Here is a 22,655-nt window from a genome sequence, read left to right as displayed (position 1 = left end):
CTATCCCTCCTCCAGCAGCACCCGCAGCCTGTCTCTGCCCCGCATCAGCTGGGACCGCACCGTGGCCGGGCTCCGGTCCAGCAGCCGGGCGATCTCCTCCGTGGTCATGTCCTCGTAGTAGTAGAGGTGGAGCACCGTGCGGTACTTGTCCGGCAGGCGGCGCAGCTCCTCCCAGAGCGCCTCTCCCTCCGGGGAGGGGGCCTCCAGCGTCTCACTGAGGGGCTCCGTCCGCCGCCGCCAGGGCGCCGCATGAAGCTTTTTGGCGCAGTTGATAGTGACCCGCAGCAGCCAGGCCTTCCGGTGCTCCTCCGAGGTGAACTGGGGGTCGCTGCGGAGGTAGCGGAGAAAGACCTCCTGGTACACATCCTCAGCGTCTGCGGTGTTCCCCGTCCGGGCAAAGGCAAGGCGATAGACCATGTCAGAGTAGCGGCGGACCGTCTCCTCCGCCTGGCTCGTCCGGTCCATGTCATCCCCCTCCTTTCACCTCAAACACCCCACAGCGGGGCAAAATGTTGCAGGGATCAAAAAATTTTTGCGCGGCCCCTGAACCGGACCTGCGCAGGGGCACACAGTGGGTGTCTGCCTCATAGAAGCGGGACGGGAGAAGAAAGACCCCTCATCCGTCACGGCTTCACCGTGCCACCTCTCCCCAGAGGGGGGAAGGCTTTGGGGGCGGTCCGCACCTTTCCTCTTTTGTGATCTCCTCATTTATGGTATATATATATCAGGAAAAATGGAAGGGCCGGCGGCCGAGCCCCATCTGTAAGAAACTTGTAAGACTTCCCCCAGCTTTTTTGTAAGAAATCTCTGCTATCCTGTTCCCAGGCAAACCGAGAGAGGAGCTGCGCTATGGACACAAAGGAGACCGTCCTGGTGGTGGATGACGACCGGGAGATCGTGGGGGCCATCGCCCTGGCCCTGGAAAAGGAGGGCTACCGGGTGCTGCGTGCCTATGACGGCATGGAGGCCCTGGACCACGCCCTGGACCCGGAGCTGCGGCTGATCCTGATGGATGTGATGATGCCCCGCCTGGACGGCCTCTCCGCCGTCCTCCGCATCCGGGAACGGCGCAACCTGCCCATCATTGTCCTGTCCGCCAAGAGCGAGGAGAGCGACAAGGTGCTGGGACTGTCCATGGGGGCGGATGACTATGTGACCAAGCCCTTCTCCACCCAGGAGCTGGTGGCCCGGGTGCGCAGCCAGCTGCGGCGGTACACCCGGCTGGGGGATGTGAACGCCTCCGCCAGAGACCGGCGCATTGTCAACGGCCGGCTGTCCTACGACCCGGACAGCCGGGTCCTGACGGCGGACGGGGACGAGGTGAAGCTCACCGCAACGGAGCTGGGCATCCTGGACCTGCTGATGTGCAACTTGGGCCGGGTCTTTCCTGCGGAGGAGATCTACCGCCGGGTCTGGGGGGAGGAGGCCTACGCCTCGGAGAACACAGTGATGGTGCACATCCGCCGGATCAGGGAGAAGATCGAGCTCAACCCTCGGGAGCCGGACTATTTGAAGGTGGTGTGGGGAATTGGTTATAAAATGGAAAAACATCCTTAACAGAGGCAACAAGACAGACAGGGCCCCGGCACCGGCGGCGTGCCCGGCGGGGGGCCGCCTGCGGGCGGCGGCGGGGCTGACGGCTTTCCTGCTGGGGATCAGCCTCCTGCTGGCCGGCGGATTGGGCCAGTACGGCTGGTGGTCCACGGAGCTGGGCGCCCGGTGGGCCAGGGACAGCCTGGAGGAGGACTGGCAGGACACCGCCGCCTTCCGAACTATCATCTGCAACTGGCTGGACGCCTGTCTCACCGCGGGGACCTGGGAGTACACCTCCGGAGGCGACTACGGGAAGGAGCTCCTGGATGGCCTGGAGGGGGACAAGAACCTGCTCTACGCCGTGGCGCGGCGGGGCAGTGTCCTGTACACCAACACCTCGGACAGCGGCTTCCTCTCCTCCGGCCAGCCGCCGGAGGGGTACCGCTTCGCGCTGCGCTGTGAGGACGGAATGGTGTCCATTACCCAGGACGGCCGGGAACTGGATGTATATGGGGACGGCTGGTACACCGAGGACGACCTGTGGTTCGTCCCAGGCTATGAGAACTTCCCCATGGATGCGGATGCCAGAAACATCCAGGTCTATCTGGCCGCGGCGTCAGATCCAAAGCCTATGGTCTACGGGAATTATCTGGGCTCCGGCGCGGATATCCGCACCTCCCAGCTCTATGACCTGGTCCAGAACCTGGCGCAGTACCGCCGGGAGCTGCTGACAGAGTGGGGGATGCTGGGGGGCGGTGTGCTGCTGCTGGCCCTGGCTCTGGTCCTGCGCCGGGACAAGGCCAGGGCGGACCGCTTCCTGGCCCGGGGGACCGGCCGGATCTGGTTCGAGGTCAAGGTGCTCCTGGCCCTTCTGGCGCTGCTCCTCCTCCCCTGGGGGGAGTTGAGCGGCTGGATCGCCTCCACGCCCACTTCGGCCTATGCCGCGGCCTCTTCCACCGTCAGCAGCGGCTCCGCACAGTGGGACACGGGGGCCGTCGCCCTCTATTCTTACAGCGGGGATGTGGTTCAGTCCCAGGCAGAAACCCATGTGTATGGAACGGGGGAAGGGCCGGACGTGCTCTTCGATTTCCTTCAGGCGCTGGGCACCCGTCCCGCCGCCGCTGTTCTGGCCTTCCTGGCTCTGTACCTGCTGATATTCAACGACCTGCGGTACAACAGGCAGGCATGGCGGCACGGAGTGCTGGGGATGCTGGCCGCCCGGGAGCTGGAGCTCCCTGTCCAGAAGCGGCTCAGCCGCTCCGCCGGCATGGTTTCCCTGTCCTGTCTGCTGCTGAACTGCGTCACAGCCGGTCTGCTGATCTGGTGCTCCAGCTGGTCCTGGGGCTCCGTCCGGCTGGAGACGGCCTGGCTCCTCTGTCTGCCGCCCCTTCTGCTCGCTGCTGTGACAGCGGCATTCCTGTTCCGCCAGCGCCGGCTGTGGGGGGATCTGGGGGCGCTCACCGGTCAGATTGCCGCCGTCCGGGCGGGGGAGCTGGCCCGCCCCCTGGAACTGCCCCGGGACCACGACCTGTCCCAGGCGGCGGATGACCTGAACCACATTCAACAGGGGCTCCAGGCCGCCATGGAGGAGCGCACCCGCAGCGAGCGGATGAAGGTGGAGCTGGTCACCAATGTGTCCCATGACCTGAAGACCCCCCTCACCTCTATCATCAGTTATGCCGAGCTGCTGGAGCAGGAACATCTGGAGCCCCCTGCCGGGGAGTATGTGACTATCCTCTCCCAAAAGGCCCAGCGGCTGAAGGGGATGGTGCAGGATGTGTTCGAGGTGAGCAAGGCGGCCTCCGGCCAGCTGCCGGTGAGCCTCAAACGGCTGGACCTGGCCCGCCTGCTCCGCCAGACCCTGGCGGATATGGACCAGCCCATCCAGGAGAGCGGGCTGCAGCTGCGCACCCAGCTCCCCGACCACTCGGTGCTCATCCAGGGGGACAGTGACCGCCTCTACCGGGTGTTCCAGAATCTGCTGGGCAACGCCCTGAAATACTCCCTGGCCGGTTCCCGGGTGTACCTGACCCTCACGGTGGAGGAGGGACAGGCGGTGGCCGCCCTGCGCAACACCTCTGCCGCAGAACTCCGTCCCGGCCTGGACTACACCCAGCGCTTCGTCCGGGGGGACGAGAGCCGTACCGACGGCGGCAGCGGGCTGGGCCTGTCCATTGCCTCCAGCTTTGTCCAGGCCTGCGGCGGTCAGTTCCAGGTAGAGACCCAGGCCGACCTCTTCACCGCCCTGGTCTCCTTCCCCTTGGACGCCTCCCCGTCCGATCCCAGGTGATCCGCATTTCGGAAACAGCCGTACGGGCGGACTTTTTTGACAAATGGAAAGGCCCAGGCGCTTTTGCGCCTGGGCCCTCTGTGTCAATGGGGTTACGGTCCTTCCGCGCGGACGGGGCGGAGGGCGGCCTCCTCGGTCTGATCGGGATACAGCTTCCGCAGATGGCGGATGCAGAGGATGGCGGCGGGGATCAGGAACAGATCGGCGCTGATCCAGGCCACCGGGGAGGCAAAGCAGGCGGCGGTGAAGCCGAACAGGGGGACGAAGACCTGGCCCATCACCGTCCGGGCGGCCATCTCGAGCACCCCCGCCAGGATGGCCAGCTGACTGAAGCCCATCCCCTGGATGGAGAAGCGCACGATATTGACCAGGGCCAGGGGGAAGAAGAAAGCGGTGAGGGTAGTGATATACTGGCTGGTGAGGGACACAAGCCGGGCAAGATCGGCCTCATCCTGGTTCAGGAACAGCATGGCGCACTGGGGAGCGAAGAGCAGCATGGCCCCCACGGCCAGCACGGCATAGCCCAGCCCCAGCCAGGCGCAGGCCCGCATCCCCTGTCCCAGCCGGTCCAGCTTGCAGGCCCCCACGTTCTGGCCGCAGTAGGTGGCCATAGAGGAGCCCATGGCGTCATAGGGGCAGCAGATCAGCTGGAACAGCTTGGCTCCGGCGGCCACCGAGGCGATGGCGGCAGTTCCCAGGCCGTTGACGGCGGACTGGAGGATGATGGAGCCGACGGCGGTGATGGAGTATTGGAGGCCCATGGGGATGCCCATCCAGCACAGAACCTTGGCGGAGTGGAGGTCAAACCGCTTCTCCGCCCCCTGCATGCGCAGGATGGGGAAGCGCCTGACCATGAAAGCCAGACAGGCCAGGCCGGACAGAGCCTGGGAGAGCACGGTGGCGATGGCCGCCCCCGCCACTCCCGCACGGAAGAGCAGAATGAAAGCGAAATCCAGGCCGATATTCAGGATGGAGGCCAGGGCCAGGAAATAGACCGGCGTCTTGCTGTCCCCCAGAGAGCGCATGATGGCAGCCAGCAGGTTGTAGAGGATGGAGGCCGGGATACCCATGAAGATCACGAAGATATAACTGTACGCATCCGCGAAGATCTCCTCCGGCGTCTGCATGGCGGTCAGGATCGTACGGCACAGCAGGCCGGTGGCTGCGGTGAGCACCACGGCGATGCCCGCCCCCAGATAGGCGGCGTTGGCTACGTATCGGCGCATTTTGGAGGGCTCTCCCGCCCCAATGCGCTGAGCTACCGGGATGGCGAAACCGTTGCAGATGCCCATGCAGAAGCCGATGACCAGAAAACTGATGGAGCCGGTGGAGCCCACCGCCGCCAGCGCGGCAGACCCCAGCAGTTTGCCCACGATCATGGTATCCACCAGATTGTAGAGCTGCTGGAACAACAGGCCCAGCAGCGTGGGCAGGGTGAAGCCGGCGATCAGCCGCATGGGGCTGCCGGTGGTGAGATCGCGGGTCATAGGGGGTCCCTCCTTCTGATGCGGAGCGGGGCGCCTGCGCCCGTCTCCTGGACTGCAATATTATAGCGGTCCGCCCCCCTTTGGGATAGAGCTTTTTTTCACAATCTTTTCCCCGCTCCCCTCCGGCCGGTCTGTCAAATTGTCATGACCGGGACCGTGGGGCCTTCTGCCACAGCGGCCCGTCTCGCCCCTCAGCCCTTCGGGGCGTCCTTCTCGGTGGGCAGCAGCTTTTTCCGCTGAGAGAGGAACAAAGTCAGGGTGGTGGCACTGGCCAGGATGTCGGCGATAGGCTCGGCCGCATAGATCCCCATGACGCTGCCGGTGACTCTGGGCAGGATGAGGGCCAGGGGCACCAGCAGGATCACCTTCCGCAGCAGGGCCAGGAACAGGCTGGTCCTGGCCTGACCAAGGGCCATGAAGGTGCTCTGGCAGGCCATCTGGGCGCCGAAGGCCCAGATGCCCCCGAAGAAGAGGGGCATGACCCGGGACACCAGCTGGATCAGCTCCTGCTCAGGGGTGAAGATACGGGCCAGCACCCCCGGGATCAGGGCCACCATGACAAAGGCGGAGCAGGTGACCGCCATGGTGACGGCCAGCAGCCGCTTGAAGGTCTGCCGGACCCGCCGGTAGTTCTTGGCCCCATAGTTGTAGCTCATAATGGGCTGGACCCCCTGGGTGATGCCCTGGGTGGGCATGACGATCATCTGCATGATGGACTGGATGATGGTGATGGAGCCTACATACAGGTCCCCGCCGTAGGTCTGCATCCCGGTGTTCAGGACCACGGTTACCAGGCTCTCGGTGGACTGCATGATAAAGGGTGCCACTCCCAGGCCGGCGATCTTCCCCATCACTCTGGGGTCAGGCCGGACATAGGCGCGGCGGATGCGCAGGATGCTGTGGGGACAGCAAAGGAAGGCAAGCACCCAACAGGCGCTCACCGCCTGGGACAGGATGGTGGCCAGGGCCGCACCCCTTACCCCCCACTGGAAAACAAAAATAAAGATGGGGTCCAGTACGATATTCAGCACCGCGCCGATGAGCACGCTGAGCATGGCGGTCATCGCTTTCCCCTGGGCACTGATGAAGGTGTTCAGGCCCAGGGCCAGCTGGACGAAGACCGTGCCCAGCAGATAGATGCCGATGTAGCTGGAGGCATAGCCAATGGTGGCGTCCGAGGCGCCGAAGGCCCGCAGGATGGGCTCCTTGAAGGCGCTGAAGCCCACCGTCAGCACTGCGGCGGTCATCAGCAGCAGTGCCAGAGAGTTGCCCAGGATCCGCTCCGCCTGGTCCTTTTTTCCCGCCCCCAGCTGGATGGCGGCCAGCGGCGCGCCTCCCTGCCCGGCAAAGGCTGCAAAGGCGGACACCAGCGTAATGATGGGAAAGGTCACCCCCACCCCGGTCAGTGCCAGGTCCCCCACCTCGGGGATGTGGCCGATGTAGATGCGGTCCACGATGTTGTACAGCATGTTGATGAACTGGGCGGCCACCGCTGGTACGGCCAGCTTCAGCATCAGACGGCCGATGGGTGCCGTCCCCAGCACATTTGATTCTCTCTCCTCCACAGGAGTCACTTGCCTTTCTTTTCTGGATTTTCAGTCAAAGCCCCAGCCCATAGACCCGGTTGGCGTTGTCAAAGAAGACGGCGGGGCGGCGCTCCTCCGGCACGATGCGGGTGACGTAGTCCCGGTATTCTGACAGATTGACGATGGGCCAGTCGGTGCCGTACAGGAAGCGGTCCCAGCAGCCCAGATAGTCCATCCAGGTGCGCAGCAGCCCCACGTATCCGGCCCGCTCCACAAAGTAGCGGTCCAGGTCCGCACGCCCCTCCAGCAGCCCGGACAGGTCAGCGCACACGTTGGGGTTCTTCTCCAGCACCGCCGCGGCCGCCTCCAGGAAGGGGTTGCCGAAGTGGCACATGACGAACCGGGTCCTGGGGAAGTCCGCCGCCGCCTCGTCCAGCGCCAGGGGGTGGCTGTACTTCAGGTGGGCCCGGGGGTGGGCGGTGAGCCCCATATGGACCGCTACCGGCTTGTCATACCGCTCCGCCAGACGGTAGACGGGCTCGTACACCGGATCGGACAGCCAGATCCGGTTGTACCCGGGGTAGAGCTTCACGCCGCAGCAGTTCTCCCGCTTCAGATGCTCCTCCACCTGGTCGGGCAGGTCCTCCGGGATGTGGCTCCCCCGGCGGAGCACCAGGCTGTCCAGCCCCACGCAGTAGTGGAACAGGTCCCGGGGGTAGTTGTGGAAGCCGGTCTCCAGGCTGCGGTTGCCCATCACCACCCCGTGGACGATCTCCAGCTCCCCATAGACCTGCCGGAGATGCTCCACCGAGTTCTCGTGCCCCACCCCACGGGCCATGGCATCGGTCCCCGGCTCGGACGGAAAGATGTGCAGGTGCGCGTCAATGATCTTCATAAGTCCCTCCTCTGATCCGGCGGCGCAGCCAGGCCGCGCCCCCATTCAGGCCAATGGCCAGCAGTGTGGAGAGCACCGCCACCAGGAAGGGGAGCAGCCAGCTCCGCTCCATGGCCCAGGCAAAGCCCGGCACAGTGTCGCTCCACTCCTTCATCACCCCGTAGATGGGCACATGAAAGGCAAAGATATAAAAGGTCAGCTCCCGCCCGCAGCGGCAGGCGGTCCTCCTCAGCACCGGGCTTTTCACCGCCGGACCGGCCACACAGGCCGCCATCACGCACACCGCGGCCAGCACCGTCCCCACATGGAGGTCCAGGAATTCCGTGCGGCTGCGCTCCCACAGCGCCAGAAGGGACCCCGCCGCCGCCCCCAGCCAGAGCCAGCCCGGCCGCAGGGCCTCGATCCGCTCCCGCTGCGATCCCATACAGGTGCCCAGGAGGAAGAAGGGCAGGCCGTCCAGCCACACGTTTCGGATGCGTACGCTGTCCACTGCCAGCCCCTGGAGACTCCGGCCCTCCCCCAGCACCAGGTGGACGGCCAGCAGGCCCAGGGCCAGGACGGCCAGCAGGCGGTGGGGCAGGCGGCCCCGGAGCAGCGCGGTGAGGCCCCACCACATCAGGTAGATCATCAGCAGCGCGGCCAGAAACCACAGCGGCCAGGAGTAGGGCAGGGGAAAGAGCTGCCACAGTACCAGCGATGCTGCGTTGGCCCAGGTAAAGCACCCCAGAAGGTAGGCACCCATGGAGGCACCGCCGTGTTTGGCCATGGCGCACCCAAGACCCAGCAGGGCGAGGCAGGCGAAGAGCAGCAGGCCGGCGGTGCGGACCGTCCGGCGGGCCAGCACACGGGGCGGACTGCGCCAGCTGAAGAAGCCGGCGGAGAGGAAAAACAGCGGGACCGCAAACCGGGCCAGGCAGTTCACCGCCACCCCGATCTGTCCCGGAAGGAGGATATGGATAAAGATGACGCTGTAAATGGCGACACATTTCCACAGGTCCAGCTTGTCGTTGTGTCCGCTCCCGCGCTCCATGCGCCTCACCTCCTCTGGCCTGTAACATAATATTATATCACAGCCGCCCGGGAAAGAAAAGCCGAGTCTGTCCCGATCTTCCTCCCTCTCTCATTGAGTTGTTGTCCACAACTTCAACTTTAACCGATGAGGCATTGTCCTCCATCCTTTTTATTCATCTGTCCAGCATGTATTGTACTCCTACAGTAGGCGAACGACCGGGGGCAAAATTTTTCTTTACAGGGGAAGCGGGCTGTGGTATGATGCCGGGGACGAGTTCCCACATCTCGTCCAAGCACGGTCGTGAGACGCGCCGTGTTCGTTCGGGAGGCCCTGCCTCTCGTTCTCTAAAAAAGAAAATGGAGGTTTTTTTATGCGCAAATTTACCACCCGAGACCTGACCCTGGCCGCTGTCCTGGCCGCTGTCTACGCAGCGCTCACCATCACTCTGCCCGTGCCCCAGTACGGAGCGGTCCAGATCCGGTTCGCCGAGGCCCTCACCGTGCTCCCGTTCCTGTTCCCCGCCGCCACGCCGGGGCTGTTTGTGGGGTGCATCATCGCCAACCTGTTTTCTCCCTTCGTGCTGGATGTGGTGTTCGGGTCCATGGCCACCCTGCTGGCCTGCCTGTGGACCAGCCGGATGACCAGCCGATGGCTGGCACCCCTGCCCCCCGTGCTGTGCAACGCAGTGATCGTGGGGGCGGAGATCGCCTGGGCGGAGACCGGCATTACTCCTGCGTTTTGGACGGCATTCGGCTTCAACGCGGTGACGGTGGGGCTGGGTGAGCTGATCGCCTGCTATGCTCTGGGCTCCCTGCTGCTGTCCGCAATGCCTCAGGTGCCCTATTTCAGGGGGATGATCCCGGCCGAGCGGCTGGAGCGGCTGTCTTCCCGTGCGGGGCGGGAGCGGGCCTGAAGATAGAACGAGAAAGAGATCACCGGTCGGGAGAGCCGTCCGGTGATCTCTTTTTGCGCATGTTTGGGGTGGGACATGCATAATCTGGAGGGTGTGAGAGCAATCAGGGGAAAGGCGGGAGGGCGGGACATGAGATTCCAGGGGCGAGACGCCGCCAGGGGGCGGAGGATGCGGAAGGATCTGGGCCGGACGGCCGGAGCGGGGGTGGCCCTGGCTCTGGTCCTGTTCCTGATGCCCGCCCTGCTGGTGCGGCAGGGGGAATTTTCCCAGGAGCTTCTGCCCCAGGGAACACTGCCCCTCCATCGGACGCCGTCCAGCGTCTCGGCCGCCAGCCAGGACCGGGGGCGGGTAGTGCGGCTGAGCCGATCGGACGGGACAGTGGAGGAGCTGACCATGGAGGAGTACCTGTGGGGGGTGGTGGCAGCGGAGATGCCCGCTTCCTTTGAGGAGGAGGCCCTGAAGGCACAGGCCTGCGCCGCCCGTACCTATACGGTCACCCTTCAGGAGGCATCCAGCCCCCGGCACCCGGACGCCCAGATCTGTGATGACAGCGGCTGCTGCCAGGCGTATCTGGACCGGGCGGAGGCGGAGGCCCGCTGGGGGGCCAATGCGGAACTGTACAGCGGAAAGATCCAGCGGGCCGTGGAGGAGACCGATGGACTGGGGGTGCTCTATAACGGGGCGCCCATTCAGGCGGTGTTTTTTTCCTCCGCTGCAGGCCGGACGGTGGGGGCAGTGGAGGCATGGGGGAATTCGGTGGACTATCTGGTGGGAGTGGAGAGCCCGGAGGGGGAGGAGGTGCCCAACTACCACAGTCAGGTGGTCCTGACGGCGGAAGAGGTCAGGACGGCGGCGCTGGCACAGTATCCGGGGGCGGACCTGTCCGGGGATCCCTCAGGGTGGTTCTCGCAGCCGGTGGAAAATTCAGCCGGCGGAGTGGCCTCCGTGGATCTGGGAGGCGTCACCCTCACCGGGAGCGAGGTGCGGGCTCTGTTCGGGCTCCGCTCCGCCAGCTTTTCCGTGTCCTGGGACGGGGAAGCCTTCACCTTTGACGTCACCGGCTACGGACACGGGGTGGGCATGAGCCAGTACGGGGCCAATGCCATGGCTAGGGAGGGGAGCGATTTCGAGGAGATCCTCACCTGGTACTACACCGGGACAGAGGTGGGGGAGCTGTACGGAGCGGCGGGGGAATAAGATCGGGGAAACAGCCCCCGCCGCACCGGAGGCCCCTCCGCTTCTGACAGAGGGCCGTCTCGTCCGCAGCGGCCGCAGCACATAGGAAGAGCACCAGATGCGGGAACACGGCCTGATGAGGGGTGGACCAGAGAGCAGAATTCAAAGACCATCCCGCGGGGGGGTCTCCCTATATGAGCACCTGGAGCAACAGCAGAGCCGCAGATGCAGGCCGGCCTCCGAATGGCATTGGGAAGAGGCGGGGATACAAAAAGGGCTCCGGCAGCTTCTGACTGCCGGAGCCCTTCCATATTTCATCCATCAAAGGTCAATATGCCACGCCCCAGTAGATCATGTGCTTGGCGGGCTTGCCGCAACAGACGCAGGTGTCGCCCACTGCCTCCTGCTTGAGGGGCATGCACCGGGAGGTGACCCCGGCCTGCTCCTTCATCTTCAGCTCACACTCCAGCTCACCGCACCACATGGTCTTGGCGAAGCCGCCCTCGCCCTCCATGAAGGACTTGACTTCGTCCAGGGTGCGGCACACCTTGGTGTGGTCCTCCAGATTCTGTTTAGCCCGCTGGAACAGTCCGTCGTGGACCGCGTCCAGCAGCTCCTGAACCTTAGCCTCCAGCTCTGCCAGGGGGACGAAGACCTTCTCGCCGGAGTCCCGGCGGCAGATGCAGCACTGGCCCTTCTCCATGTCCTTGGGGCCGATCTCCACACGCAGGGGGACGCCTTTCATCTCGTACTGGGCGGCCTTCCAGCCCATGGACTGGTCGCTGTCATCCATCTGGGCCCGGATGCCCGCCGCTTTCAGGCGGTCCAGCAGGGCGGCGGCGGCGTCCAGCACGCCCTCCTTGTGCTGGGCCACGGGGATGACGATGGCCTGGATGGGGGCGATGCGGGGGGGCAGGACCAGGCCGTTGTTGTCCCCGTGGGTCATGATGATGCCGCCGATCATCCGGGTGGACACGCCCCAGCTGGTCTGGTGGGGGTAGTGGAGCTGGTTGTCCCTGCCGGTGAAGGTGATGTCAAAGGCCCGGGCGAAGCCGTCACCGAAGTAGTGGCTGGTGCCCGCCTGGAGGGCCTTCCGATCATGCATCATGCACTCCACGGTATAAGTCTCCTCCGCGCCGTTGAATTTCTCCTTATCTGTCTTGCGGCCCCGGACCACGGGCATGGCCAGCACATTCTCCATGAAGTCGGCGTAGAGGTTCAGCATCCGCATGGTCTCCTCCCGGGCCTCCTCCTCGGTGGCGTGCATGGTGTGGCCCTCCTGCCACAGGAACTCCCGGTGGCGCAGGAAGGGGCGGCTGGTCTTCTCCCAGCGCAGGACAGAGCACCACTGGTTGTACAGCTTGGGCAGGTCCCGGTGGGAGTGGATAATGTTTTTATAGTGCTCACAGAACAGGGTCTCAGAGGTGGGACGGATGCAGTAGCGCTCCTCCAGCTTCTCGCTGCCGCCGTAGGTGACCCAGGCGCACTCAGGGGCAAAGCCCTCCACATGGTCCTTCTCCTTCTGGAGCAGGGACTCGGGGATCAGCATGGGCAGATACACGTTCTCGTGGCCGGTCTCCTTGAACCGACGGTCCATCTCCCGCTGGATGTTCTCCCAGATGGCATAGCCATAGGGGCGGTAGATGAACATGCCCTTGATGGAGGAGTAGTCGATCAGCTCCGCCTTCTTGCACACGTCGGTGTACCACTGGGCGAAGTCCACCTCCATGTCGGTGATCTGCTCCACCTGCTTCTTCTTGTCATTGGCCATTCTAGATCCGTCCTTTATCATCAAACTAAAAACTGGCGCGGCCCCGCAGGGCCGGGCATCAGATCAATGTGTCCCATCCATTTTATAAACAGAACCGGGAAAAGTCAAGGAAAACAAGCGGTATGGGAGGCCCAGACAAGGGGAATTCTATATCCTCAGCCACGCCGCGGCAGCGGACCTGGTAGGCTGAGGCGGGGCGAGACCGGGCCTTTTCCTTGCGCGTGGGCCGATTTTGTGTTACAATGACCCGAAATGCACAGAGCAGGCGGCAGAGGATCATCCACGCCGCCTGCCGGGGAGACGAGAAAGAGCGATGACACGATACGACGCAGGAGAATTTGATGTGGCCGTCATCGGCGCGGGCCACGCTGGCATTGAGGCCGCCCTGGCCTGCGCCAGAATGGGGCTGCGGACGGCGTGCTTCACCATCAACCTGGATGCGGTGGGCAACATGCCCTGCAACCCGGCCATCGGCGGCACCGGTAAGGGCCATCTGGTCCGGGAGCTGGACGCCCTGGGGGGCGAGATGGGCCGGGCGGCCGACCGGGCCTGCATCCAGTACCGCCTGCTCAACCGGGGCAAGGGGCCGGCAGTCTGGTCCCTGCGGGCCCAGGCGGACCGGCGGGAATATCAGAAGGTGATGAAGCACACCCTGGAGCGCCAGGAAAACCTGTGGGTGAAGCAGTCCGAGGTGGTGGACATCCTTACAGACGGAGGGGCGGTGTCCGGCGTGGTCACTTACACCGGGGCGGTCTACCGGGTCAAGGCGGCTGTGGTGGCCACCGGGACCTATCTAGGGGGACGCACCATCGTGGGGGAGGTGGTCCGGGACTCCGGTCCTGACGGCCTGGCTGCCGCCGTCCCCCTGACAGCGTGCCTGACGGGGCTGGGCCTGACCATCCGCCGCTTCAAGACGGGCACGCCCCCCCGAGTCAATGCCCGCAGTGTGGACTTCTCCCGCATGGAGCGGCAGCCTGGGGATGAGGAGGGGCTGGCCTTCTCCTTCCAGACAGAGCGCCCGCCGGAGAACCGGGCGGTCTGCTGGCTGACCTACACCAACCAGCGCACCCACGACATCATTCGGGCCAATCTGGACCGCTCCCCCCTGTACGATGGCACCATCGAGGGGGTAGGGCCCCGGTACTGCCCCTCCATCGAGACCAAGGTGGTCCGCTTCCCGGATAAGGAGCGCCACCAGCTCTTCGTGGAGCCCATGGGGCTGGACACGGAGGAGCTGTACATCCAGGGGTTCTCCTCCTCTCTGCCTGAGGAGGTGCAGCTGGAGATGCTGCACACCGTTCCGGGGCTGGAGCGGGCGGAGATGACCCGGTGCGCCTATGCCATCGAATATGACTGCGTGGACCCCACCCAGCTGGAGGCCACCCTGGAGAGCAAGCAGGTGCCGGGACTGTACGGAGCGGGACAGTTCAACGGCTCCTCCGGCTATGAGGAGGCGGCGGTGCAGGGCTTTGTGGCGGGGGTGAACGCCGCCCTGAAGCTGTTGGGCCGCCCGCCATTGATCCTCCGCCGGGACCAGGGGTACATCGGGGTGCTCATCGACGACCTGGTGACTAAGGGGACCAACGAGCCCTACCGCATGATGACCTCCCGCACCGAGTACCGGCTGCTCCACCGCCAGGACAACGCCGACCGCCGCCTGACTCCCATCGGCCGCGGGCTGGGGCTGGTGAGCCGGGAGCAGGCGGAGGCGGTGCAGGTCAAGTATGAGGCGGTGGACCGGGAAGCGGCCCGGCTGGAGCGGGCCGGGACACCTCCCTCCGCTGCCTTGGACACCCTGCTGGCGGAGAAAGGGGAGCCTCCGGTGCGGGACGGGGCCCGGCTGGCCGACCTGCTGCGCCGGCCCAGGATCACCTATGAGGAGCTGGCTCCCTTCGACCCGGAGCGCCCCCCCCTTCCCAGGGAGATTGTCCGGGAGGTGGAGATCACCATCAAGTATCAGGGTTATATCGACCGGCAGCTGCGGCAGGTGGCGGAGATGAAGAAGCTGGAGGACCGGCCTCTCCCGCCGGACCTGGACTATGAGGCCATTGGCGGCCTGCGGCTGGAGGCCCGGCAGAAGCTGGCCCAGATCCGGCCCCGGAACCTGGGGCAGGCCAGCCGGGTGTCCGGCGTCTCCCCCGCTGATGTGGCGGTGCTGATGGTCTATCTGGGCAAGTGAGGACAAAGGAGAAGAAGATGAAGCTGACACAAGTGAAGGGCAGCACCTGGGTGCTGGAGGCCAACGAGCTGATCCCCCTGTACCTGCTGGACGACCGGCGGTGTGTTCTCCTGGACAGCGGGCTGGCCAAGGAGCGGGATGAGATCGAGAAGACCCTGCTGGAGGCGGGGCTGGAGCCGGCAGGCATCCTGTGCTCCCACGCCCATGTGGACCACTGCGCCAATAACCGGTATTTTCAGGAGAAGTACCACCTCCCCGTGGCACTCACCGCCCCGGAGGCGGGGATGTGCAGCAGTATCCTGAATTTGAAGTGCTACCGGCTGCTGGTCTCCCCCGATGCGGCGGAGCAGGAGATGAGCGAGATGGTGCACGTCCCGGACCTGATCCTCCCACCGGTGGACGGGCCCATCCGGCTGGCGGGAGCCATGTTCCGCATCCTGCACACACCGGGGCACTCCTCCGGCCACATCTGTGCCGTCACCCCGGACAACGTGTGCTACACCGGGGACGCCCTGATGTCCCAGGCGCTGCTGGACGCCAAGCTGCCTTACGGCCTGTCCATCCAGCTGGCCATGGAGAGCCGGGAGCGGCTGCGGGAGCTGGAGGACTGCGACTTCTTTATCATGGCTCACAAGGGGGTGTGCGCCGGAAGAGAGATCGGCCCCCTCATCGACGCCAACCAGGAGCTGGTGCGCCGCCGGGCCGGAGAGATCCGGGACCTGATCACAGAGCCCATGGACTTCAGCCAAATCTGCCGGGCGGTATGCACCCGGTTTTCCCTGCTCACCCGGCGGCCCCGCCGGGCGCTGTACTACGAGCGGAACATCCGCCTGTTTGTGGAGTATCTGATGGACCAGGGGGAGCTGGGCATGGAGACCCGCCAGGGGACGGCCTTCTACCTGCCATCAAAGAAAATATGAGGACAGTATAACCGGGCCCCGGAGATATTTGATCTCCGGGGCCCGGTAAATTCTGTGCGGACCGTTAACGAGCATATTGCTGCCAGCTGGTCGGCGTATATTCAATATTATATAATTTTTGCGGGTAGATAATAACAAGGTTTAATATCAAGAAATTACAGAAAAATTAAACCAAAAATTCGAAAAATTTATTTCAGAAATAGAAAAGCTCCTCAAATTTTTTGTCCAGCGCGATGCACAGCACCAGGGCCAGCTTGGCGGTGGGGTTGAACTGGCCGGTCTCAATGGAGCTGATGGTCTGGCGGGACACGCCCACCAGCTTGGCCAGGTCTCCCTGGGACAGACCGCGCTCCGCCCGGGCCACCTTTAAGCGATTTTTCAAGACCAGCTGTTCATCCATGTCCTCACCATCCCTGTGTGAAGTATCTTACCAGATTCCAGGCCAAAAAAGCAAGAGAGATTAGCAGCGTCACCACGTCGGAGGTGTTCCTCCGCTTGGTGAGACGGTAGAGGCGGTTGCCCACACAGGAGGCCCAGAACATGGCCAGCACACTGTTGGCGGGCAGGCCGTGGAGCCGGTTGAAGATCACGATCACTACCCCCACCAGAAAGACCAGGATCAGGCTGAAGGACTCCCCCTCGATGCGGACAGTGCGCTCCATCTCGTCCTGAAGGACGTTTTCTTTGCGGCTTTTCGCCAGGATCTCTTCCTTGTTCATGGATCATGCTCCTTTCTTTTCTCATTGGGCGGGCACCAGCGCCAGTACCAGCAGCCGCAGCATTCCCGCCAGCAGGGCCAGCAGGAAAAGGGCGGACAGCAGCACAAACGTCAGTACCAGCCTGGCCGGCCCCAGCGGTCTGGCCGGGCTCACGGCAGGGTCTCCAGGATGTAGGAGACCAGGGAGAAGAGGGAGGCCAGTCCGGCCAGCACTGCGGTGGCCAGCACGCTCTTTTCCTTCCGGGCAAAGTAGCGGCCTGCGGCCTCGCAGGAGAGATAGGCCCAAAACAGGGTCAGGGGCAGGGAGTTGTCCAGCCCCCGGACCATGTTGTAGATCATGATGACGAGAAACAGCACCAGAAATCCCACCACGCCGTACTGCCGGCCCCGGTCCTGGGCATAGGTCAGGCCCTCGTCCTTCTCGCGGCGGCTCCGCTTCAGAATGTCTTCCTTGTCCATCATAGCAGCGCTCCTTTCGTTTGGTGAGGCAAGCATATCACGTCACCCCAAAATTGTCAAGTAAACCTTGCAAAAAAATAATAATACTTTGCAAGATGACAAGCGTAATAAGATGACGGGGAGCGGCAGAGGGCCGCTCCCCGTATGAGGTCAGGAACGAAACGAGAGCCTGGAGTCTGGCTGAAAGGGGAGGCGGCCGGGGTTGCCCTCCGCACGCAGGAGGGTGCCGGAGGCCGTGTCATAGAGCACGGACCAGACGGTGTCCCGGCCCTCCCTGCGGTCATACTGGCACAGGAAGCCCATCCTGCCGGAGAGCAGGTCCTGTCCAGCTTGGAGGTCGAGCTCCGGGCCCCAGGCGGCCAGGGAGCGGGTGAGGGTCAGATAGCGCTCTTCCGCCCGCCAGTCGTCGTCCGTCTGCCGGCGGAAGGGGGCCATGGCGGAGAGGTGGAAGGAATTGACGGAGCAGACGAAGGCGTCCGTCTCCCCGGGACAATGGATCTGGGTGCGCTTCGGGGCACACTCCGCCAGGGCGATACGCCCAGCCCGGTCGGCCAGCACCAGCGTGTGGCAGGAGGAGACGGGGAGCTGCCGGAGCAGCGCCAGGGCCTGGGGAACATCCCGGCAGGATTCCAGCAGGAGCCGCAGGGTCAGACCAGCATTCAGCCCGGGGCGGGGTGGGCTGGGGGGCACCGAGGTGAGTCCCGCCGCCAGTCCGAACTGATTGACGCCGTCCTCCATCTGGAGGAAGGAGGTGGTGTTGCCCACAAAAGAATAGCCGCCGTCGGAAAAACGGTATAGGCAGTTGGCGTTGTGCTCTTCCAGCTCCGTGAGAAAGTCGCTGTTCCGGCCGAACAGGGCCCCTCTCCCCCTGCGCAGGGCAAAGCAGGAGCAGCAGGGGCCGGGCGGCATGGCGTACATGGAGAAGAGGACCCCGGCCAGTTCGTCCGGGGCACACCCCTGCCCCTGGGCCAGCCCCCGCAGCTCCTCCAGGGCGGCGGGGAACCACCGGCGGCAGAGGGGCAGGCAGGTCCGGGCAAACTCCAGCCGCGCCGGGGTGATGGGAAAGGGAACAGCGTCCAGGATAAAATGGCCGTCCCGGGCCAGACCGGCTCCCAGCTGGAAGCCGATCTGCCAGTGTGTGCCGTGCAGTTGTGTGTGAAGCATAAAAACGCTCCTTTTCTGTTCAGATCTCAGAGTAAAGAGCGCGGCGCCGCCTCTCAAAAGAACGGTAGCACAATTAAAATATTGGAGCAAGGCCGATTTATTTTTTAAATTTTTTTATTCCAGGCCGTTTTTGGAGGGCTGGCCCGGCCCCGCTCCTGCAAAAGACTTTGAAATTTTGGATTTTGGGCGGGAAGGGCTTGCATTTGCGGGGAAAAAACGATAAAATTCCAAATATCTATGTCAAATGATGAAATGGCCCCCGGGCCGGGAAAGGATACTGCTATGAGTGAGACATTTCAGGGAAGCCAGGACTATGTCGCTTCCGAGGAACTGATGCGGGCGGTGAATATCGCTATGGTGCTCCAGAAGCCCCTGCTGATCAAAGGGGAGCCGGGCACGGGAAAGACGGTGCTGGCTGAGGCCATCGCCAAATCCCTGGGCAAAGAGCTGATCATCTGGAATATCAAGTCCACCACCAAGGCCCAGGACGGTCTGTATGTCTACGACGTGGTCCAGCGGCTGTATGACAGCCAATTCGGCGGCGAGGGCGTGGACGACATCGAGAAGTATGTCAAGCTGGGCAAGCTGGGGGAGGCATTCACCGCCGACGACCAGGTGATCCTGCTCATCGACGAGATCGACAAGGCCGATCTGGAGTTCCCCAACGACCTGCTGTGGGAGCTGGACCGGATGGAGTTCCACATCCCGGAGACGGGACGCACCGTCACCGCCAAGCACCGCCCCATCGTCATTATCACCTCCAATGCGGAGAAGGAGCTGCCCGACGCCTTCCTGCGCCGCTGCGTATTCCACTACATCGAGTTCCCAGACCGGGAGCTGATGGCAGAGATCGTCAACGTGCACTTCCAAGATCTGGACCAGCATCTGCTGGACCAGGTGCTGGAGGCATTCTACCGCATCCGCAGCCTGCCCCAGATCAAGAAAAAGCCCTCCACCAGCGAGATCATCGACTGGATACAGGCCCTGATCCACGGGGGCTATGACCCCGACCGCGTCGTGGCCGAGGTGCCCTATCTGGGCGTGCTGCTGAAGAAGAACGAGGACATCGACGCCCTGCGCAAGAGCTGGCGGTGATGGTATGTTCGGTGATTTTCTCTATCTGCTGCGCCGCAGCGGCCTGAAGATCTCCCTCACCGAGTGGATGGCTCTGATGGAAGCCCTGGACAAGGGGCTGGAGGGGGCCAGCCTCACTGGCTTTTACTACCTGTGCCGGGCACTGCTGGTGAAGACGGAGGCCGACTTCGACCGCTTTGACCGGGCTTTCCTGGAGTACTTCAAGGACGTGCCCTTCGAGCAGGAGGTGTCCCAGGAGCTGCTGGACTGGCTGGACCGCCCCGATGCTCTGATGGGCCGGTATGACGAGCAGCAGGCCGAGCTCAATGAGCTGCTGTCCAACACGGAGATCGAAGAGATGTTCCGAGAGCGGATGAACGAGCAGCGGGAGCAGCACAACTGCGGCAACTACTGGGTAGGCACCCACGGCATGTCCGTCTTCGGCAACTCGGGCATGAGCCCCAACGGCATCCGGGTGGGGGGCGAGGGCCAGGGCAAGCGGGCCTTCCGGGTGGCGGGCGAGCGTCGCTTCCGGGATTTCCGGGGGGACAACACCCTGGACACCCGCCAGTTCCAGGTGGCCCTGCGCCATCTGCGGCAGTTCTCCGGCCTGGTGGACCTGCCTGCCACTGAGTTCGATGTGGACAACACCATCAAGGATACCGCCAACAACGCCGGCTCCCTGAAGGTGCGCTATAAAAAGCCCCGGCAGAACACAGTGAAGGTGCTGCTGCTCATGGACTCCGGCGGGTCCATGGAGTATTACAGCCGCCTGTGCTCCGCTCTGTTCCAGGCGGTGAGCAAGTCGGGCCATTTCAAGGATCTGAAGGTGTACTATTTCCACAACTGCGTCTACTCCCGCCTGTACACCGAGCCCACCCTCCGTCCCAGCAACACGGTGCCCACCGACTGGGTGCTGAGCAACCTGTCCAGCGAGTACAAGGTCATCCTGGTGGGGGACGCCCAGATGGCTCCCCACGAGCTGGTGACCCAGTTCCGCTACCGAACTCCGGATGGGGAGGAGCACAAGCGCTGCGGCTTGGAGTGGCTCCAGATGCTCAAGGGGAAATATCCCCATATCGTGTGGCTCAATCCCGGCGACCGGCCCACTTGGGGGGAGTACTGGACCCGGACCTATGATACCATCGGCCGGGAGTTCCCCATGTTCCCCCTGACAGTGGAGGGGCTGGAGGAGGCTATGAAGAAGCTTCTGGTGCGGTGAGCACCGGTTTTCCTGGAGCGGGCCAAGGCCGGACGCGGGGACCCCGTGCTCCGGCCTCCGTTTTTCTCTGTGCCCGGGGCGGAAGAGACCCATCTTGTACTTGTATTTTTACGGGAAATAGAATAAAATATGACCAGTATCAGTATGAAAGCCCATCCAGAGGGCGCGCCGCGGGAGAGCCCGCCTCAGGGCCCGCCGTCCGCCGCGGCCCCGGCCGCCCTGGTGAAAGGAAGGATGCAACCATGAAACTGGAAAACGATCTGGGCGAGATCCGCATCAGCAGCGATGTGTTTACTGCCATTACCGGCAGCGCCGCCACCAACTGCTATGGCGTGAAGGGCATGGCGGTCCGCTCCAAGACCGACGGCCTGGTCCATCTGCTCAAGCGGGAATCCATGGCCAAGGGAGTCAAAGTATATTACAACGAGGACGGGACCGTCTCCATCGAGCTGCACATCATCGTGGAAAACGGCGTCAATCTGGTCGCCGTCTGCCGCTCCATCATGAGTGAGGTGCGCTATGTGGTGAGCAAGACCACCGGCGTGGAAGTGAGATCCGTGGACGTCTTTGTGGACTCCATGCGGTTTTAACCATTTGTAGAAAGGAACATCGCCGATATGACACAGACCATTGACGCAGCGGCCTTTCAGCAGATGGTCATCCATGCCGCCGCCGCCATCAGTGCCCAGAAGCAGCACATCAACGACCTGAACGTATTCCCAGTCCCCGACGGGGATACCGGGACCAATATGAGCCTGACCATCAGCGCTGCCGCCGCGGAGCTGAAGAAAAAGCAGTGTGCCACCGTGGGAGAAGCGGCCCAGACAGCGGCCAGCGCCCTGCTTCGGGGGGCCCGGGGAAACTCCGGCGTCATCCTCTCCCTGCTGTTCCGCGGCATTGCAAAGTCCCTCAAGGACCGGGAGACCATCGACGGCCGGGATCTGGCCATCGCCCTGGACTTCGGCGTGGCCGCCGCCTATAAAGCGGTGATGAAGCCCGCGGAGGGCACCATCCTCACCGTGTCCCGCCTGGCTGCCGCTCAGGCCGCCGCCGCCGCCCGGGAAGAGAACGCGGCGGAGTCCGTGCTGGAGGCCGCCATTCGGGAGGGGCAGGAAGCCCTGGCCGACACCATCAACCAGAACCCGGTGCTGAAGAAGGCCGGCGTGGTGGACGCGGGGGGCAAGGGCTTCCTGGTGATCCTCCAGGGGATGCTGGACAGCCTGCGGGGAGAGCCCATGCCTCAGGTGGAGGAGGAGTCCGCCCCGGCGGACAAGGCCGACTTCGTGGCCATGGCCGCCGAGGACATCACCTTCGCCTTTGACACCGTATTCATCGTGCGCAAACACACTGAGGAGGTGGATCTGGAGCCCTTCCGCACCTATCTGAACAGCATCGGGGACAGCCTGGTCATCGGAGAGGACGACACGGCCTTCAAGGTCCACGTCCATACCAACACCCCCGGCGCCGCCCTTACCGAGTCCCAGAAGTACGGCACCCTGGAGCTGGCCAAGATCGAGAACATGCGCACCCAGGCCGATGACCTGGCGGCGGGCAAGCATGTGCAGAGCACCGACGACCTGGAGGCGGTGGAGGCCGAACTGGAGGCCGGCGCCGACGGCGGGGCGCCGGTGAAGGCCGCCCCGGAGAAGAAGTATGGCTTTGTAGCCGTCTGTGCCGGACAGGGGCTGGAGGCTGTGTTCCGTGACCTGGGGGTGGACGGAGTCATCTCCGGCGGACAGACCATGAACCCCTCCACCGAGGACATCCTGCGGGAGGTGGATAAGACTCCTGCAGAGATCGTCTATGTGCTGCCCAATAACAAGAACATCATCATGGCCGCGGAGCAGTGCGTGCGGCTGTGCGAGGACAAGAGGGTGGTGGTCCTGCCCAGCAAAACGGTGCCCCAGGGCATCTCCGCCATGCTGGCGGTGGACTTGGATGCCCAGGAGGAGGACAACACCCAGGCCATGACTGAGGCGCTTCAGAATGTCCACACCGCGGAGGTCACCTATGCCGCCCGGGACTCCGACTTTGGCGGCTTCACCATCAAACAGGGGGACTATCTGGCCCTGGAGGAGCACCAGCTGTTCGGTACGGATCAGGACCTGGACACCCTGCTCACCCGGCTGGCCCAGGCCCCGGAGCACCAGGATGCCGGCTTCATCACCATCTTCTATGGCGAGGATGTGACGGAGGAGCAGGCCCAAAAGGCCGCGGATATCTTCACGGAGGCGTGTCCCTCCGCCGAGATCAACCTGCTGCCCGGCGGACAGCCTGTGTATTATTACATGATCTCCGCCGAATAAGTGCAAAAAC

21 protein-coding genes are annotated in these 22,655 nt (G+C 63.8%); 10 read left to right on the top strand and 11 right to left on the bottom strand.

Annotation, left to right across the window (positions count from 1 at the left end):
- A complete protein-coding gene (locus NE584_RS03510) occupies positions 1-465 on the bottom strand; it encodes an RNA polymerase sigma factor (RefSeq protein WP_050622490.1) in 465 nt (154 codons plus the stop codon).
- A 384-nt stretch (positions 466-849) separates the two neighbouring features.
- Here NE584_RS03510 and NE584_RS03505 point away from each other — a divergent pair, with 384 nt between their 5' ends.
- The gene (locus tag NE584_RS03505) at positions 850-1,557 is read left to right on the top strand and encodes a response regulator transcription factor (RefSeq protein ID WP_108980081.1); all 708 of its coding nucleotides are present in this window, start codon (positions 850-852) and stop codon (positions 1,555-1,557) included.
- Positions 1,529-3,823: a sensor histidine kinase KdpD gene (locus NE584_RS03500; protein WP_256181799.1), complete on the top strand. Its 2,295-nt coding sequence runs from the start codon at positions 1,529-1,531 to the stop codon at positions 3,821-3,823. Before NE584_RS03505 ends, NE584_RS03500 begins: the two co-directional genes overlap by 29 nt.
- Before the next feature lie 92 nt (positions 3,824-3,915).
- Here the strand turns inward: NE584_RS03500 and NE584_RS03495 are convergent, their stop codons facing one another.
- The 4 genes from NE584_RS03495 to NE584_RS03480 form a co-directional block, all read right to left on the bottom strand.
- Positions 3,916-5,310, bottom strand: coding sequence for an MATE family efflux transporter (locus NE584_RS03495; protein WP_050622487.1), 1,395 nt, complete (start codon positions 5,308-5,310; stop codon positions 3,916-3,918).
- Between the two features lie 191 nt (positions 5,311-5,501).
- The gene (locus NE584_RS03490; RefSeq protein ID WP_256181861.1) at positions 5,502-6,824 is read right to left on the bottom strand and encodes an MATE family efflux transporter; all 1,323 of its coding nucleotides are present in this window, start codon (positions 6,822-6,824) and stop codon (positions 5,502-5,504) included.
- 85 nt (positions 6,825-6,909) lie between these two features.
- Positions 6,910-7,731, bottom strand: coding sequence for an amidohydrolase family protein (locus NE584_RS03485; RefSeq protein ID WP_256181798.1), 822 nt, complete (start codon positions 7,729-7,731; stop codon positions 6,910-6,912).
- Complete coding sequence (locus NE584_RS03480; RefSeq protein ID WP_256181797.1) at positions 7,718-8,761, bottom strand: acyltransferase; 1,044 nt, start codon at positions 8,759-8,761, stop codon at positions 7,718-7,720. The genes NE584_RS03485 and NE584_RS03480 overlap by 14 nt, the downstream gene beginning before the upstream one ends.
- A 352-nt stretch (positions 8,762-9,113) precedes the next feature.
- Between NE584_RS03480 and NE584_RS03475 the strand changes: the two genes are divergently transcribed.
- Both NE584_RS03475 and spoIID read left to right on the top strand, forming a co-directional pair.
- Positions 9,114-9,656, top strand: a complete 543-nt coding sequence (locus tag NE584_RS03475) for a QueT transporter family protein (RefSeq protein ID WP_256181796.1) — start codon at positions 9,114-9,116, stop codon at positions 9,654-9,656.
- Positions 9,657-9,785: 129 nt separating this feature from the next.
- Positions 9,786-10,853 carry a stage II sporulation protein D gene (gene spoIID / locus NE584_RS03470; RefSeq protein WP_256181795.1) on the top strand — a complete coding sequence of 356 codons (1,068 nt, stop codon included), beginning with the start codon at positions 9,786-9,788 and terminating at the stop codon, positions 10,851-10,853.
- A gap of 307 nt (positions 10,854-11,160) precedes the next feature.
- Here spoIID and proS read toward each other — a convergent pair whose 3' ends face one another.
- The gene (proS, locus tag NE584_RS03465) at positions 11,161-12,603 is read right to left on the bottom strand and encodes a proline--tRNA ligase (protein WP_256181793.1); all 1,443 of its coding nucleotides are present in this window, start codon (positions 12,601-12,603) and stop codon (positions 11,161-11,163) included.
- A 313-nt stretch (positions 12,604-12,916) separates the two neighbouring features.
- Here proS and mnmG point away from each other — a divergent pair, with 313 nt between their 5' ends.
- Positions 12,917-14,782, top strand: coding sequence for a tRNA uridine-5-carboxymethylaminomethyl(34) synthesis enzyme MnmG (mnmG, locus tag NE584_RS03460; RefSeq protein WP_050622481.1), 1,866 nt, complete (start codon positions 12,917-12,919; stop codon positions 14,780-14,782).
- Positions 14,783-14,799: 17 nt separating this feature from the next.
- On the top strand, positions 14,800-15,702 hold the full coding sequence (locus tag NE584_RS03455; protein WP_108980074.1) for an MBL fold metallo-hydrolase: 903 nt from the start codon (positions 14,800-14,802) through the stop codon (positions 15,700-15,702).
- Positions 15,703-15,895: 193 nt separating this feature from the next.
- Here NE584_RS03455 and NE584_RS03450 read toward each other — a convergent pair whose 3' ends face one another.
- The 5 genes from NE584_RS03450 to NE584_RS03430 form a co-directional block, all read right to left on the bottom strand.
- Positions 15,896-16,102, bottom strand: a complete 207-nt coding sequence (locus NE584_RS03450) for a helix-turn-helix transcriptional regulator (protein ID WP_050622479.1) — start codon at positions 16,100-16,102, stop codon at positions 15,896-15,898.
- Between the two features lie 4 nt (positions 16,103-16,106).
- Positions 16,107-16,421: a DUF6442 family protein gene (locus NE584_RS03445; protein ID WP_108980073.1), complete on the bottom strand. Its 315-nt coding sequence runs from the start codon at positions 16,419-16,421 to the stop codon at positions 16,107-16,109.
- 21 nt (positions 16,422-16,442) lie between these two features.
- Positions 16,443-16,574: a hypothetical protein gene (locus NE584_RS03440; RefSeq protein WP_256181791.1), complete on the bottom strand. Its 132-nt coding sequence runs from the start codon at positions 16,572-16,574 to the stop codon at positions 16,443-16,445.
- The gene (locus NE584_RS03435; protein ID WP_050622476.1) at positions 16,571-16,882 is read right to left on the bottom strand and encodes a DUF6442 family protein; all 312 of its coding nucleotides are present in this window, start codon (positions 16,880-16,882) and stop codon (positions 16,571-16,573) included. Before NE584_RS03435 ends, NE584_RS03440 begins: the two co-directional genes overlap by 4 nt.
- A gap of 147 nt (positions 16,883-17,029) precedes the next feature.
- Complete coding sequence (locus NE584_RS03430) at positions 17,030-18,043, bottom strand: C45 family peptidase (RefSeq protein WP_256181790.1); 1,014 nt, start codon at positions 18,041-18,043, stop codon at positions 17,030-17,032.
- A gap of 282 nt (positions 18,044-18,325) precedes the next feature.
- On the opposite strand from NE584_RS03430, the gene NE584_RS03425 reads away from it, so the two are divergent.
- The 4 genes from NE584_RS03425 (at position 18,326) to NE584_RS03410 (ending at position 22,645) form a co-directional block, all read left to right on the top strand.
- The gene (locus NE584_RS03425) at positions 18,326-19,138 is read left to right on the top strand and encodes a MoxR family ATPase (protein ID WP_050623002.1); all 813 of its coding nucleotides are present in this window, start codon (positions 18,326-18,328) and stop codon (positions 19,136-19,138) included.
- Positions 19,139-19,142: 4 nt separating this feature from the next.
- Positions 19,143-20,339, top strand: coding sequence for a VWA domain-containing protein (locus NE584_RS03420; RefSeq protein ID WP_050623001.1), 1,197 nt, complete (start codon positions 19,143-19,145; stop codon positions 20,337-20,339).
- A gap of 242 nt (positions 20,340-20,581) precedes the next feature.
- Positions 20,582-20,929, top strand: a complete 348-nt coding sequence (locus tag NE584_RS03415; RefSeq protein ID WP_050623000.1) for an Asp23/Gls24 family envelope stress response protein — start codon at positions 20,582-20,584, stop codon at positions 20,927-20,929.
- Between the two features lie 27 nt (positions 20,930-20,956).
- The gene (locus NE584_RS03410) at positions 20,957-22,645 is read left to right on the top strand and encodes a DAK2 domain-containing protein (RefSeq protein WP_256181789.1); all 1,689 of its coding nucleotides are present in this window, start codon (positions 20,957-20,959) and stop codon (positions 22,643-22,645) included.
- The last annotated feature ends 10 nt before the right edge of the window (positions 22,646-22,655 follow it).

Origin of the sequence: Clostridium sp. DFI.5.61, from assembly GCF_024462915.1 — a bacterium.
In the GTDB taxonomy this organism is placed as follows: domain Bacteria; phylum Bacillota; class Clostridia; order Oscillospirales; family Oscillospiraceae; genus Lawsonibacter; species Lawsonibacter asaccharolyticus.
The sequence above is the reverse complement of the archived record's forward strand: the minus strand, read 5'-3'. Positions and strand labels throughout refer to the sequence as shown.

Coding starts and splice junctions, on each gene's coding strand:
- NE584_RS03510 (WP_050622490.1), bottom strand. CDS start 465: ATGGACCGGACGAGCCAGGCGGAGGAGACGGTCCGCCGCTACTCTGAC.
- NE584_RS03505 (WP_108980081.1), top strand. CDS start 850: ATGGACACAAAGGAGACCGTCCTGGTGGTGGATGACGACCGGGAGATC.
- NE584_RS03495 (WP_050622487.1), bottom strand. CDS start 5,310: ATGACCCGCGATCTCACCACCGGCAGCCCCATGCGGCTGATCGCCGGC.
- NE584_RS03490 (WP_256181861.1), bottom strand. CDS start 6,824: ATGCTGAAGCTGGCCGTACCAGCGGTGGCCGCCCAGTTCATCAACATG.
- NE584_RS03485 (WP_256181798.1), bottom strand. CDS start 7,731: ATGAAGATCATTGACGCGCACCTGCACATCTTTCCGTCCGAGCCGGGG.
- NE584_RS03480 (WP_256181797.1), bottom strand. CDS start 8,761: ATGGAGCGCGGGAGCGGACACAACGACAAGCTGGACCTGTGGAAATGT.
- NE584_RS03475 (WP_256181796.1), top strand. CDS start 9,114: ATGCGCAAATTTACCACCCGAGACCTGACCCTGGCCGCTGTCCTGGCC.
- spoIID (WP_256181795.1), top strand. CDS start 9,786: ATGAGATTCCAGGGGCGAGACGCCGCCAGGGGGCGGAGGATGCGGAAG.
- proS (WP_256181793.1), bottom strand. CDS start 12,603: ATGGCCAATGACAAGAAGAAGCAGGTGGAGCAGATCACCGACATGGAG.
- mnmG (WP_050622481.1), top strand. CDS start 12,917: ATGACACGATACGACGCAGGAGAATTTGATGTGGCCGTCATCGGCGCG.
- NE584_RS03455 (WP_108980074.1), top strand. CDS start 14,800: ATGAAGCTGACACAAGTGAAGGGCAGCACCTGGGTGCTGGAGGCCAAC.
- NE584_RS03450 (WP_050622479.1), bottom strand. CDS start 16,102: ATGGATGAACAGCTGGTCTTGAAAAATCGCTTAAAGGTGGCCCGGGCG.
- NE584_RS03445 (WP_108980073.1), bottom strand. CDS start 16,421: ATGAACAAGGAAGAGATCCTGGCGAAAAGCCGCAAAGAAAACGTCCTT.
- NE584_RS03435 (WP_050622476.1), bottom strand. CDS start 16,882: ATGATGGACAAGGAAGACATTCTGAAGCGGAGCCGCCGCGAGAAGGAC.
- NE584_RS03430 (WP_256181790.1), bottom strand. CDS start 18,043: ATGCTTCACACACAACTGCACGGCACACACTGGCAGATCGGCTTCCAG.
- NE584_RS03425 (WP_050623002.1), top strand. CDS start 18,326: ATGAGTGAGACATTTCAGGGAAGCCAGGACTATGTCGCTTCCGAGGAA.
- NE584_RS03420 (WP_050623001.1), top strand. CDS start 19,143: ATGTTCGGTGATTTTCTCTATCTGCTGCGCCGCAGCGGCCTGAAGATC.
- NE584_RS03415 (WP_050623000.1), top strand. CDS start 20,582: ATGAAACTGGAAAACGATCTGGGCGAGATCCGCATCAGCAGCGATGTG.
- NE584_RS03410 (WP_256181789.1), top strand. CDS start 20,957: ATGACACAGACCATTGACGCAGCGGCCTTTCAGCAGATGGTCATCCAT.